Source organism: Rhodoferax sp. GW821-FHT09E07 (genome assembly GCF_059416145.1).
Genome location: NZ_JBWKOP010000006.1, coordinates 45322 through 58688, shown reverse-complemented (window position 1 = coordinate 58688; position 13367 = coordinate 45322). Strand labels below are relative to the sequence as shown.

Genomic DNA, 13367 nt, shown 5'->3' with positions numbered 1-13367 from the left:
GGTAGCTATAAAAAGCAGAGCATTGCGCAAGATCAAAGTCGACTGCATATCTGTGATTTCATACAGTATCATGCGCTCCATGGCCAAAGACAAAACAGTTTTCACCTGCAACGAGTGCGGCGGTACCAGCCCCAAGTGGCTGGGCAAATGTCCGCACTGCAACGCCTGGAATACGCTGATCGAATCGGTGGCCAGTGGCGATGGCCCGGCCAAAAACCGCTTTGCCTCGCTGGCCAAGACCGCCGAGGTGGCTGTGCTGTCTGACATCGAAGCCAGCGACGTGGAACGCACCCCCACCGGCCACGAAGAGCTGGACCGCGTGCTGGGCGGCGGCATGGTGGAGGGCGGCGTGGTGCTCATCGGCGGTGACCCTGGTATTGGCAAGTCCACGCTCTTGCTGCAGGCACTGGATTCGCTGCAGCGGTCCGGCAAAAACACTTTGTATGTGACCGGGGAAGAGAGCGGGGCGCAAGTGGCCCTGCGTTCGCGCCGCCTGGGGCTGGACCACTCGCAAGTCAAAGTGCTGGCCGAGATCCAGTTGGAAAAAATCCTCGCGACTCTTGAGGCGAATCGCCCGGACGTGGCGGTCATCGACTCCATTCAGACCGTGTATTCCGAACAACTCACCAGCGCGCCGGGTTCGGTGGCCCAGGTGCGCGAGTGCGCGGCCCACCTGACCCGCGCTGCCAAGGCCAGCGGCACGGCCATCGTGCTGGTGGGCCACGTGACCAAAGAGGGTGCGCTGGCGGGGCCGCGTGTGCTGGAGCACATGGTGGATACGGTGCTGTACTTCGAGGGCGACACGCACAGCCAGTTCCGCCTGGTGCGCGCCATCAAGAACCGCTTTGGCGCCGTGAACGAGATTGGCGTCTTCGCCATGACCGAAAAAGGCCTCAAAGGCGTGAGCAACCCCAGTGCCATCTTCCTGAGCCAGCACACCGAGCCCGTGCCCGGCAGCTGCGTGATGGTGACGCTGGAGGGCACCCGCCCCATGCTGGTCGAGATCCAGGCTTTGGTGGATAGCGGTGGCCCTTCCCCACGGCGGCTGTCTGTGGGTCTGGACAAAGACCGCCTGGCCATGCTGCTGGCGGTGCTGCACCGCCATGCCGGCGTGGCCTGCATGGACCAGGACGTCTTTGTGAACGCCGTGGGCGGTGTGCGCATCAGCGAGCCGGCGGCCGATCTGGCGGTCATGCTGTCCATCACCTCCAGCCTGCGCGGCAAGCCCCTGCCCAAAGGCTTCATCGCCTTTGGCGAAGTGGGGCTGGCCGGCGAGGTGCGCCCCGCGCCACGCGGGCAGGAGCGCCTGAAGGAGGCCGCCAAGCTGGGCTTCAGCGTGGCCGTGGTGCCCAAGGCCAATGCACCCAAAAAGCCCATCGAGGGCATGACCATCCACGCCGTGGACCGGGTGGAAGAGGCCATGAACGTGGTGCGCGGACTGGGCTGACCTGGCGCACTTGGCGTGTCGCGGATTTAGCCGCACGCGCACCAGCAGGGTGGATAAGATGCAAGGCTGCAATCACGAGGGACCTCTGCATGAAAACCACCCACCTGACCTTGGGCGCAAAGCTCTGGGTCTTCGTCGCACTCGTGATGGCTTTGCTGGTGTTCACCCTGGTGTTTGCCACCAACCGCACCACCGCCTTGCAGGCACGCGCAGATGCCGCGTTTGCGGCGCAGAGTGAAAAAATCAATCTGGCCCTGCAGTGGTCGGGCCAGGTAGAAACCCAGCTCACCCGCATTGTCGCCACCGCCTCCACCGCCGACCCTGCGGTGGACGAGCTCTTCAAAGCCCAGATTCCTGCGGCCAGTGCGCGCATCACCGACATCCAGAAGCAGGTGGAAGCCAGCGGGCTGAATGAGGCAGAGAAAACCCTGTTTGACCGCATTGGCGAAGAGCGCAAGGTGGCGCTGGTGTCCCTGGCCAAGGTGCGGGACCTCAAGGCCGCCAGTGACCAGCCCGGCGCGGCGGCTGAGGTCAAGTCCAATCTGCAGCCCGCGGTCGACAAATATGTGAAGTCCTTGCAGGAATTCAGCGAGCTGCAAAAGGGCAAAAATGCCGCCTTGAACGAAGGCTTTCAGGCGGAGCGGGCGGTCAACGCCTGGATCTCGCGCGGCCTCGTGGCGGGCTTGTTGGTGCTGCTGGTGGTGGGCACGCTGGTGCTGATTCGCCAGATTCGCCAACCCCTGAAAGATGCGATTGCGGTGGCCGAAAAAATTGCCTCCGGCGATTTGAGTGTGAAGGTGCAGGTGGACCGCGGTGACGAGTTTGGCGAAATGATGCGCGCCATTGCCCACATGCAGGACCAGCTGGTGCACCTGGTGGCCGACGTGCGCCGCGGCACCGACAACATTGCCACGGCCAGCGAGGAGATTGCGACCGGCAACCAGGACCTGGCCAACCGCACCGAGCAAACCGCCTCCAACCTGGAGAAGACCGCCTCCAGCATGCAGCAGCTCACCTCGACCGTGAAACAGTCCGCCGAGTCGGCACGCCAGGCGAACCAGCTCGCCGCGTCGGCAGCCCAGGTGGCGCAGCGCGGGGGGGCGGTGGTCAGCCAGGTGGTGTCCACCATGGACGACATCAACGCCAGCTCCCGCAAGATCAGCGACATCATCAGCGTGATCGACGGCATCGCCTTCCAGACCAACATCCTGGCGCTGAACGCGGCCGTGGAGGCCGCACGTGCCGGCGAGCAGGGGCGTGGCTTTGCCGTGGTGGCCTCCGAAGTACGCAGCCTGGCGGGTCGCAGTGCCGATGCGGCCAAGGAAATCAAGACCCTGATCAACACCAGTGTGGAGAAGGTGGACGGTGGTGCCACCCTGGTAGCCCAGGCGGGCCAGACCATGACGGAGATCGTCAGCTCGGTGCAGCGCGTGACCGACATCATGGGGGAGATCACCGCGGCAGCGTCCGAACAGTCGGATGGCATCGCCGAAGTCAATGTGGCCGTGGGCCAGCTGGACCAGATGACACAGCAAAACGCGGCGCTGGTGGAGCAGTCCGCCGCAGCCGCCAGCAGTATGAAAGACCAGGCCCAGCGTCTGGCGCAGGTGGTGGCGTCTTTCAAACTGGACCACCAACTGGCCGCACCCCGCCAAGCACCCGTGGTCAAGGCCCCGCCCCGCGTTGCACCGGCCCTCAAACGCCCGGCGCCTGCGCAGGCACCCCGCGTGGCAGCACCTGTTGCCACTCCCAAGGCCTTGGCACCCAAGCTACGCCCCACCCTGCAGGTGGCCGCGCCCAAACCGGCGCGCGCCGCGGCCCCCGCTGGCGGGGACGACGACTGGGAAACGTTCTGATCCGCACGGATCTGTCCTAGAAGGTCGCCGCTACGCCGACGGGGCGTTAAGCCGCGCTTAATTTGTGCTTCCTACCATGCGTAGACATGGAGGTGCTATGCACATGAAGCAGATCGTGGTCCGGTTGTCGGTGTTGCTCGCGGCGTTTGCCGCGGTGCCGTCATGGGCCGTGCAGCCCGCTGACCAGTTGGCCGCGCTGACCGCCCAGGCAGGCCGCAACCCCAACCCCCAGGAAGGTCAGCAATTCTTCACCACCCGGCACGGCCGCGAGTGGAGCTGTGCCTCCTGCCACACCGCACAGCCTGTTGTGGAAAGCAAGCACGCCAATACGGGCAAGCCCATCGCGGCGCTGGCTCCGGCCTTCAACCCCCAGCGCTTTACCGACCCCGCCAAAATCGAAAAGTGGTTCCGTCGCAATTGCAACGACGTGCTGGCGCGCGAGTGCAGCGCGGCTGAAAAGGCCGATGTGCTGGCCTGGCTGATCAGCCTGAAGCGCTGAGGGTCGTGTTCGCATTCCCAAGCTGGAAAGACGTATGAAAAATATGCCCCTGGCCCCCATGAAATATGCGCAAGCAGCTATCAAATGGATAGCAATTTTGGCTGCAACCTGCGCCGCAGGGTGCGCTGCCTGGGCCGAGGGCGCGCAGCGCGTGCCGCCCTTGCCCGCCTACTTGCAGGAGTGCAGCGCCTGCCACGTGGCCTACCCGCCCGGCATGCTGCCCGCAGCGTCCTGGAAGCGGGTGATGGGGACATTGGGCAAGCACTACGGCACGGACGCCTCGCTGGACGAAGCCAGCGTGCGTGCCATCGGCACCTGGTTGCAAACCAATGCCGGTAGCGGCAAGCGCGCTGCAGAAGAGCCCCCGCAGGACCGAATCACCCGCTCGCCGTGGTTTGTGCGCCAGCACCACGAGGTGGAGCCGCAAATCTGGAAGCAAGCCGCCGTCAAAAGCGCTGCCAATTGCGCCGCCTGCCACTCTGGTGCGGACAAGGGCAGCTTCCGTGAATCGGAAATCCAATTCCCCAAAGGGCTGGATGCGCGTTTTCGCCGCAACGGGTCCGATTGATCGAAGGGCACCTCCATGTCTTCCACCTCTTTCCAAGGCGCCGCAGGTGCCGACAAACCCGGCGGCAACGTGGCGGGCGTGCGCAGTCGCCGCATCGTCGATGCGCCCACACGGGTGTTCCACGCCCTGTTTGCCCTGTGCTTTCTGGGCGCCTACGCCACGGCCGAGGGCGAGTCCAAGCGTCTGTTGCATGTGACGCTGGGGTACAGCATGGCCGGTTTGCTGGCGTTCAGGCTGGTGTATGGGTTGGTGGGGCCGCGCCATGCAAGGCTCAGCCTGCTCGGGCGCAAGCTCAGTACGCTGCCGCAATGGCTGTCCTCCGTGGCCCAGGCCATCGCGGACGGTACCGGTGTGGCGGTGAACTGGCGCCAAGGGCAGAACCTGGCACTTGCTGTGGCGGTGGTGGCCCTGTTGGCGCTGGTAGTGCCCCTGACCCTGTCGGGCTATGCCACCTACAACGACTGGGGCGATTGGCTGGCTGAGGTGCACGAGGTCGTGGGCAATGCGTTTTTGTTGCTGGTGCTGGCCCACATCGGGATCGTCGTCCTGCTGAGCGTCTTGCGCCGCAGGAACTTGGCCATGCAGATGCTGCACGGCCGTACCGAGGGGCCGGGACCGGATTTGGTGCAGCGCAGCCACGGCGGGTTGGCAGTGGTGATGCTGGTGGCCCTGTTGGCTTATTGGGGCTGGGAGTGGCAGCAGTCGCCTCACGGACTGATCTCCGCGCAGGCGATCAGCGATCTGGTGAGTGGGCGGGATTCGGGTGATACCGACTGAGCGATCCGCCCCCCAGCGGGCGTGCACAATGAACGTGCGCACCGCTGTGTACCACCCCGAGGTTTGATGGAATGACCCATGCGTATCCTGCTGGCTGAAGACGATCCCATGCTGGGCGATGGCCTGCGCGCAGGGCTGCGCCAGGCCGGTTTTCAGGTGGACTGGGTGCGTGATGGGGTGGCGGCCGAGCGCGAATTGCGCGCTGTGGACTACGCGGCGGCCGTATTGGACCTGGGCTTGCCCGGGTTGGATGGCATGGAGGTTTTGCGTGCGCTGCGCGCGGCACGCAACACCACGCCGGTGCTGGTGCTCACCGCCCGGGACACGGTGCCCGAACGCATACGCGGGCTGGATGCCGGTGCGGATGACTATGTGCTCAAGCCCGTGGACCTGCACGAGCTGGCCGCGCGGCTGCGCTCGCTGGTGCGCCGCTCGCACGGCGTGGCGCAAGACCTGTTGCAGGCTGGCGCGCTGAGCCTGGACCCGGCCGCACGCCAGGTGTCGTGGCGGGGCGAGCCGGTGGCACTGTCGACCCGCGAGTTTGACCTGCTGCACACCCTGATGCGCAGTGCCGGCCGCGTGCTGTCGCGGGAGCAGCTGGAGCAGCAGATGTACAGCTGGGGTCTGGAAGTGGAGAGCAACACCATTGAGGTGCACATCCACCACCTGCGCAAAAAGCTGCAGGCGGATGCGATCCAGACGGTGCGTGGGGTGGGCTACATGCTGAACCCCCGCGCGGGCCTGTGATGCTGCGGCGCTTGCACTCCATGCAACTGCGCCTGCTGGCGTTGCTGGCAGCGGGCATTGCGCTGGTCTGGCTGGGGGCCGCCGTGTGGACCTGGGTCGATGCGCGCCACGAGGTCGATGAATTGCTGGACAGCCACCTGGCCCAGGCAGCGGCCTTGCTGGTGGTGCAGCAGGCACATGTGGACGATGACGACGAGGCCCCGGATGCCCCGGTGCTGCACAAATACGCGCCCCGGGTGGCTTTTCAGGTGTTTCATGATGGCGTGCTGGTCATGCGCTCCGGCAACGTGGGGCCGTTGCCCATGAGCCCGCAAACCCGGGGCTTTGCCACCGTGACCCTGGAGGAGGGGGCACCATGGCGCGTGTTCGGCACCCGTGGCGGCAAAAACGATGTGCAGGTGTTTGTAGGCGAGCAGCTCGACTCCCGTAACAGCATCCTGATGGCGGTGCTGCGCGGCATGTTGTTGCCCTCGGTGCTGGCACTGCCCTTGCTGGGGTTTCTGATGTGGTGGGCGGTACGCCAGGCGCTGGCACCGCTGGACGCGCTGGGCCGCACCCTGCGTGCCCGCGCGCCGCGCAGCCTGGAAGCCTTGCGCGTGGACCATTTGCCAACCGAAATGCGGCCCATGGTGGAGGAGCTCAATGCGCTGCTACGGCGCATTGAGGGCATGGTGGACACCGAGCGCCGCTTTACCGCCGATGCCGCCCATGAGTTGCGCACCCCCATTGCCGCGATCCGGGCCCAGGCGCAGGTGGCCATGGGGGCGGGGGATGATGCCCCCGAGCGCCAGCGTGCCCTGCACAACACGTTGGCGGGCTGCGACCGTGCCACGCACTTGGTAGACCAGCTGCTCACCCTGGCCCGTCTGGAGGCGGCCGACAGCGCTGGCGCCACCCGGACGGACCTGAGTGCACTGGCCCGCAGCGTCGCGGCCGACCTGGCCCCCGCCGCCCTGGCGTGCCAGCAAGACCTGGAGCTGCAGGCCCAGCCGGCCTGCATCGTGTCGGGCCACGAGGTGTTGCTGCGCGTGTTGTTGCGCAATCTGCTGGACAACGCCCTGCGCTACGCCCCCTCACAGGCCCGGGTGCAGGTGTCTGTGGGGCAGCACAAGAGGGCGGTGGAACTGGTGGTGCAAGACAGTGGCCCCGGCATGACTGAGGCCGAGATGGCGCGCCTGGGTGAACGCTTTTTCCGGGTCTTGGGGCCTTCGTCTACGGGGAGTGGTCTGGGGTGGTCCATCGTCCGGCGTGTCGCACTGGCCACCGGGGCCGACGTGCAGGTGCAACGGTCGGCGGCGCTGGGTGGGCTGCAGGTCACGGTGCGCTGGCCGGCGGCGGCACCATAGCCTGCCAAAATCGGGGCATGCTTTTTTCACACCTTCAACGTGTTTTGCTCCCCGTGGCCGCCCTTGCGGGGTTGATGGCGGCGTACCGCGGCTATGGCTGGGCTGGTGTGGCGTTCGCGGGCGGTGCGCTGATCATGTGGCAACTGCTGCACTTCACCCGCATGCTGCAGGTCCTCAAGCGCGCCGCCAACCGGCCCATCGGCTATGTGGACAGTGCGGTGATGCTGCACGCCAAGTTGCGTGCCGGACTGCCGCTGCTGCATGTGGTGGCCATGACGCGAGCGCTGGGCCAGCTGGAATCGCCCAAAGACACCCAGCCCGAACGCTTCCGCTGGACCGACGGCTCGCAGGCCAGCGTGCTCTGCGTGTTTTTGGGTGGCAAGCTGCAAAGCTGGGAGCTGACCCGGCCCACTCCGGCCCCGTAAAATCAGCGTTTTGCATTGTTTGCAGCCCACCCTACAAGGACAACCCCGATGAGCGTACTACCTCCCTCCATGTCTGATCGCGACGGCAAAATCTGGATGGATGGCCAGATGGTGGACTGGCGCGACGCCAAGATCCACGTGCTGAGCCACACGCTGCACTACGGCTGCGGCGCCTTTGAAGGCGTGCGCGCCTACAACACGGTCAACGGCCCGGCCATCTTCCGCCTCGAAGAGCACACCGAGCGCCTGTTCAACAGCGCCAAGATCCTGCGCATGAAGATCCCCTTCACGCAGCAACAGGTCAACGAGGCCCAGTGCGCCGTGATCCGCGAGAACAAGCTCGAATCCGGCTACTTGCGCCCCCTGACCTGGATTGGCGACAAGAAACTGGGCGTCTCGCCCAAAGGCAACACCATCCATCTGATGGTGGCCGCATGGCCCTGGGGCGCTTACCTGGGCGAAGAGGGCATGAAGCGCGGCATCCGCGTCAAGACCAGCAGCTACACCCGCCACCACGTCAACATCACCATGACGCAAGCCAAGGCGGTGAGCAACTACACCAACTCTATTCTGGCCAACATGGAAGCCACCGATGACGGCTACGACGAAGCCCTGCTGCTGGACAGCTCCGGCTTTGTGTCCGAAGGCGCGGGCGAAAACATTTTCGTGATCAAAAACGGAGTGATCTACACGCCCGACCTGTCGGCCGGTGCCCTCAACGGCATCACCCGCAACACCGTGTTCCACATCGCCAAGGATCTGGGCCTGGAAATTGTGCAAAAGCGCATCACGCGTGACGAGGTCTACATTGCCGACGAAGCCTTCTTCACGGGCACCGCCGCTGAAGTGACCCCCATCCGCGAGCTGGACCGCATCGAACTGGGCAAGGGCGGCTATGTGGGCTCGCGTGGCCCCATCACCGAAAAAATCCAATCCGCGTTCTTTGACATCGTCAATGGCCGCAACCCCAAGTACGCCCACTGGCTCACGAAAGTCTGATTCCCATGACCCAAGCTGTGATTGAAATCCTGGCCAAAGACCTGAACCACCAAGGCGGCGTGTTCTGCCCCAGCCCCTTGGCCGACATGAAGACCTGGAACACCCACCCCAAGGTGTACCTGGACGTGGCCCACACCGGCCAGGCCAAGTGCCCGTATTGCGGCACCGTGTACAAGCTCAAGGACGGCGAGCACTTCGCAGGTGGGCACTAGCTCCCTGATCATCGCGCCCCAATGGATTGGGGACGCGGTGATGACCGAGCCGCTCATGCGCCGCCTGGCGGCGCGCGGTGAGCGGCTCACGGTGGGGGCCTTGCCCTGGGTGGCGCCGGTGTACCGCGCCATGCCCCAGGTGGCCGAGGTCATTGAATTTCCGTTTGCCCACGGTGGCCTGCAATGGGCCGCGCGCCGCGCGATGGCCAAGACGCTGCAGGGCCGGTTCGATGCCGCCTACGTCTGCCCCAACTCCCTCAAAAGCGCCCTGATCCCATGGTGGGCTGGTACGCCGAAGCGCGTCGGCTATTCCGGCGAGACCCGCTGGGGCCTGCTGAACCAGCGCCTGCCCAACCCACCCGAGGGCGAACGCCCGCCCATGGTGGCGTTTTACTCCGCGCTCAGTGGTGAAGCGGGCCTGGACGCGGACCAACCCCATTTGCAACTGGCCCCCGGCGCTGCGGACAGCGCGCTGATTGCGCACGGCCTGCCCGCCCAAGGCTTCTATGTGCTGGCGCCGGGCGCGGAGTATGGACCGGCCAAGCGCTGGCCCGCCGCCCACTTTGCCGAATTGGCCCGCCAGCTGGCGCTGCCCGTGCTGCTGTTGGGTTCCGGCAAAGACGCCGAGGTGTGCGCCGAGATTGCTGCCGCGGTGAACGCTAAGCGGCCCGGCCAGTGCCGTGACCTGGCGGGCAAAACCACGCTGGACCAGGCGATTGCACTGATCGCCTCGGCCAAAGCCATGGTCAGCAACGATTCCGGCCTCATGCATGTGGCCGCCGCATTTGGCGTGCCCCAGGTGGCGGTGTTTGGATCGTCCAGCCCGCTGCACACGCCCCCGCTGAGCGACCGGGCCACCGTGCTCTGGCTCAAGAACGACCCTCGCTACCAGCCACCGCTGGACTGCGCACCGTGCTTTGCCCGGGAGTGTCCGCTGGGCCACACGCGCTGCCTGGTCGACATCGCGCCTGCCCAGGTGCTATCGCTTTTGTAGCTGCTTGCGCAATAACTGCGGGGGCTAGGGTCCATTTTTATAGGTGATTGCCTGGTGTACTCTGTTGCGCCAGTTCTGTACGAATCTAAGGGTTTGTATTAATTAAAACCTATTGATTTACTTTTCCGTCGAACTACACTTTCCCGCAGATTCCCCGGGCCAGCGTGCCTTGGGACCCGTTGGCAACCGTATTCGGACGGAAAGATATGCATTACAAAAACCTTTGCCTGCTGGCCATTCTGGGACTGGCAGCCATCCCGGCTCAGCCTCAAACGTCGGTCCTCATCGGCCTCATCACCAAAACTGACACCAACCCCTTCTTCGTGAAAATGAAGGAGGGCGCCAAGGCAGAGGCCCGCAAATTCGACGCCCGGCTGCTGACAGCGGCCGGCACACAGGACGGCGACACGGCCAGCCAGATTGCTGCCATCCACCGCATGGCGCTGGCGGGCGTCAAAACCATCCTCATCGCATCCAATGGCGATGCCGTGATTCCCGCGATCAAGAAGGTGCAGGCCAGCGGCGTGCAGGTGATCGCGCTGGACAGCCCCATTGAAGGCGCCGATGCGCTGTTTGCGACTGACAACTACCAAGCGGGTGTGTTGATTGGGCAGTACGCCAAAGCCGCGCTGGGTGACAAACCCGCGCGCATCGCCACGCTGGACCTGTTTCCCGGTCACCCGGTGGGCGCGCAGCGGCACAACGGGTTCATGCGCGGCTTTGGCCTGCCCGCGCCCGACGCTGCCAGCCTGGAGCTGGGCAGCGACAAGGCCGTGGTCTGTCAGGCCGACAGCTTTGCCGACCAGGACAAGGCACGAGCGGCCATGCAGGGCTGCCTGCAAAAGCACCCCGACATCAATGTGGTCTACACCATCAACGAGCCGGCGGCGGCCGGCGCCCACGAGGCACTGGTGTCCCGCGGCAAGGCCCAGGGCGTGCTGGTGGTGTCGGTGGACGGCGGCTGCAACGGCGTGGCCGACGTGGCGCAGGGCCACATCGCTGCAACTTCCCAGCAGTACCCGCTGCGCATGGCGGCCAAGGGCGTGAGTGCCGGCGTGGAGTACGCCCGCACCGGGCGCCGCACCACGGGCTATGTAGATACCGGCGTCAACCTCATCACGCGCACCGCCGTGCCCGGCGTCGAGAGCAAGGACGTGGCGGCGGGAACGCAACTCTGCTGGGGGAAAAAATGAGACACACCACGCTTCTTTGCACCGTTGCACTGGCAATGGCGGCCGGCGCCGTACCGTTGTCTGCCTGGGCCCGCTGTGACAAAAAGCCCACCAAACCCGACACGCTGTACCAGGAGGTTGCAGGTAGTCGGGGTGCGGAGGTCAAGGATCCCAGCGCGCAGCTGATCTGGCAGCGCTGCCTGGTCGGCAAGCAATGGGACGCTGCGGCCCAGCAATGCACGGGTGCCGCCAAGAAGATGAGCTGGCAGGTAGCGATGAACCCGTCCGCAGCTCTGGGCAGCGCCGACAAGCGCTGGCGCCTGCCAACCTACATCGAGCTTTTGACGCTGGTGGACCTGAACTGCACCGGCCCCGCGGTGAACGCGCGCTGGTTTGGCGATGAGGACGCGACGTACCTGTGGTCCAGCTCCAGCTACGAGCAACTGGCCGACTATGCCTGGGGCCTGAAGTACGCCCGCGGCGAAATCATCTATGACAGCAAGGTCGAGGAATTCCAGGCCCGGCTGGTGCGCTTTGCCGACTGAAAGGACTCCCCATGCAAGCCAATAACATCCGCATTGCCACGCTGCTGGCCCTCTCGTTTGGCGCGCTGATTGCAGTGGTGGCCATGGTGGCGCTGTTTGGCGCCTACATCGCCAAGAACACCAACCAGTCCATCCACGCCATCTACACCGACAGCCTGATTCCGCTGCGTCAGCTCACCAGCATTGTGGACACCTACAAGGTGGACGTGCTGGATAGCGCCAACAAGGTCGCCCTGGGCGGGCTGGAGCCCAAGGCGGCGCACACCAAGGTCAGCCAGGGGCTGGCGGCGGCCACCACCGCTTGGGCCACCTACACCGCGCAAGCGCAGACTAGCGAGGAGCGCAAGGGCATTGCCAGCATCAACACGCTGCTGGAGAAAGCCCAGCCCACGCTGGCAGAACTCATAGAAGCGCTGGACAAGGAAGACCGCTACAAGGTGTCCCTGGTCATGCTGAATCTGGATGACATGGTGACCCCCGTGGTGAAGGAGCTCAACGCGCTCATGGCGTTGCAGCTGCAGCATGTGGAGGGACAGTACACCGACGCCAACCAGCGCTACGACGGCAGCATCGGCATCTTCTCCATCACCGTGGTGCTGGCGCTGGCGGTGGGCAGCGTCGCAGCCTGGTTCATGACCAAAACCATCACCCGCCCGATCAACCGTGCGGTGGAAATCGCACGCGACGTGTCGGAGGGCGACCTGCGCAAGGATATTGCCTGCGAAGGGCGCAGCGAGACCGCGCTGATGCTGGCCGCACTCAAGGCCATGCAGGACAGCGTGGTGCAGGTGGTGGGCACGGTGCGCCGCGGCTCGGAGGGCGTAGCCACGGTCAGCGCCGAGATTGCCCAAGGCAACAACGATTTGTCGGCCCGCACCGAGCGCCAGGCCAGTTCGCTGGAAGAAACTGCGTCGTCCACCGCCGCGCTGAGCGACGCGGTGCGCCAGAACGCCGATAACGCCAAGAAGGCCAACCAGCTAGCCCTCAAGGCCACTGAGGTGGCCATGGCAGGCGGCAAGACCGTGACGCAGGTGATCCAGACCATGGAGGGCATCAACCAATCGTCCAAAAAGATTGGCGACATCATCAGCGTGATCGATGGCATTGCCTTCCAGACCAACATCCTGGCGCTGAACGCCGCTGTGGAAGCTGCCCGCGCCGGGGAGCACGGCCGTGGCTTTGCCGTGGTGGCCAGTGAAGTGCGTTCGTTGGCGGGCAGCAGTGCCGATGCGGCCAAGGAGATCAAGAAACTCATCCACGAGAGCATGCAACGCGTGCAGCAGGGCTCGGCCTTGGTGGACCAGGCTGGTGCCACCATGGGCGATGTGGTGAGCTCTATCCGCCATGTGACGGATCTGGTGGGCGAGATCAGCGCAGCCAGCCAGGCGCAGAGCGATGGCGTGGCCCAAGTGGGCGAGGCCATTGGCGAGCTGGACCGGGTGACGCAGCAGAACGCGGCGTTGGTGGAGCAGATGGCAGCCTCGGCCATGGATTTGCGCCACCAATCCGTGGCGCTGGTAGAGTCGGTCAGCGTTTTCAAGCTGCCGGACGCTACAGAGGTACCGCTGGACAGGCCCCGCTTGCTGAGCGCCTGAATGGCGGACAAAAAAAAGCCACCCGAGGGTGGCTTTGTAAAGTCCCCGAAGGGACGTCGTTGGAACCTGTTGAAGGAGACCTATTAGGTGGTTTCTCTTCGATCCTTGTGAACTGTGACAGCAGTTGGGTGAACTTTAGGCGTTGGAAACCGAAAGCGGTATCCCCCATTCGGGTGAATTTGCAG

At 64.9% G+C, this 13367-nt stretch carries 14 protein-coding genes; all 14 read left to right on the top strand.

The genetic code is table 11. The annotated features are described in order from the left end of the window. Positions 1-79 precede the first annotated feature (79 nt). The 14 genes from radA to AC07OE_RS12845 all read left to right on the top strand — a co-directional run bounded on the left by radA (position 80) and on the right by AC07OE_RS12845 (position 13182). Positions 80-1447: a DNA repair protein RadA gene (gene radA, locus AC07OE_RS12910; protein ID WP_495070973.1), complete on the top strand. Its 1368-nt coding sequence runs from the start codon at positions 80-82 to the stop codon at positions 1445-1447. Between the two features lie 89 nt (positions 1448-1536). Further along, the gene (locus AC07OE_RS12905) at positions 1537-3303 is read left to right on the top strand and encodes a methyl-accepting chemotaxis protein (protein WP_495070972.1); all 1767 of its coding nucleotides are present in this window, start codon (positions 1537-1539) and stop codon (positions 3301-3303) included. Between the two features lie 97 nt (positions 3304-3400). Then, the gene (locus AC07OE_RS12900) at positions 3401-3802 is read left to right on the top strand and encodes a DUF1924 domain-containing protein (protein WP_495070971.1); all 402 of its coding nucleotides are present in this window, start codon (positions 3401-3403) and stop codon (positions 3800-3802) included. A 34-nt stretch (positions 3803-3836) separates the two neighbouring features. Continuing rightward, complete coding sequence (locus tag AC07OE_RS12895; RefSeq protein ID WP_495070970.1) at positions 3837-4370, top strand: diheme cytochrome c; 534 nt, start codon at positions 3837-3839, stop codon at positions 4368-4370. A 15-nt stretch (positions 4371-4385) separates the two neighbouring features. After that, on the top strand, positions 4386-5147 hold the full coding sequence (locus AC07OE_RS12890; RefSeq protein WP_495070969.1) for a cytochrome b/b6 domain-containing protein: 762 nt from the start codon (positions 4386-4388) through the stop codon (positions 5145-5147). Positions 5148-5225: 78 nt separating this feature from the next. After that, positions 5226-5894 (top strand): response regulator, encoded by a 669-nt coding sequence (locus tag AC07OE_RS12885; protein ID WP_495070968.1) that lies wholly within the window; start codon positions 5226-5228, stop codon positions 5892-5894. 20 nt (positions 5895-5914) lie between these two features. Beyond that, on the top strand, positions 5915-7240 hold the full coding sequence (locus AC07OE_RS12880; RefSeq protein WP_495070967.1) for an ATP-binding protein: 1326 nt from the start codon (positions 5915-5917) through the stop codon (positions 7238-7240). A gap of 17 nt (positions 7241-7257) precedes the next feature. After that, a complete protein-coding gene (locus AC07OE_RS12875; protein WP_495070966.1) occupies positions 7258-7665 on the top strand; it encodes a glycerate kinase in 408 nt (135 codons plus the stop codon). Between the two features lie 48 nt (positions 7666-7713). After that, positions 7714-8664: a branched-chain amino acid transaminase gene (locus AC07OE_RS12870; RefSeq protein ID WP_495070965.1), complete on the top strand. Its 951-nt coding sequence runs from the start codon at positions 7714-7716 to the stop codon at positions 8662-8664. Positions 8665-8669: 5 nt separating this feature from the next. Beyond that, entirely contained in the window at positions 8670-8876 is a 207-nt protein-coding gene (locus AC07OE_RS12865) for a zinc-finger domain-containing protein (protein WP_495070964.1), read from the top strand. After that, positions 8866-9870 (top strand): lipopolysaccharide heptosyltransferase II, encoded by a 1005-nt coding sequence (gene waaF, locus AC07OE_RS12860; protein WP_495070963.1) that lies wholly within the window; start codon positions 8866-8868, stop codon positions 9868-9870. The genes AC07OE_RS12865 and waaF overlap by 11 nt, the downstream gene beginning before the upstream one ends. 206 nt (positions 9871-10076) lie before the next feature. Next, positions 10077-11063, top strand: a complete 987-nt coding sequence (locus AC07OE_RS12855) for a substrate-binding domain-containing protein (RefSeq protein ID WP_495070962.1) — start codon at positions 10077-10079, stop codon at positions 11061-11063. Beyond that, a complete protein-coding gene (locus AC07OE_RS12850) occupies positions 11060-11587 on the top strand; it encodes an Lcl C-terminal domain-containing protein (protein ID WP_495070961.1) in 528 nt (175 codons plus the stop codon). The genes AC07OE_RS12855 and AC07OE_RS12850 overlap by 4 nt, the downstream gene beginning before the upstream one ends. Before the next feature lie 11 nt (positions 11588-11598). Beyond that, positions 11599-13182: a methyl-accepting chemotaxis protein gene (locus tag AC07OE_RS12845; protein ID WP_495070960.1), complete on the top strand. Its 1584-nt coding sequence runs from the start codon at positions 11599-11601 to the stop codon at positions 13180-13182. Positions 13183-13367 lie beyond the last annotated feature (185 nt).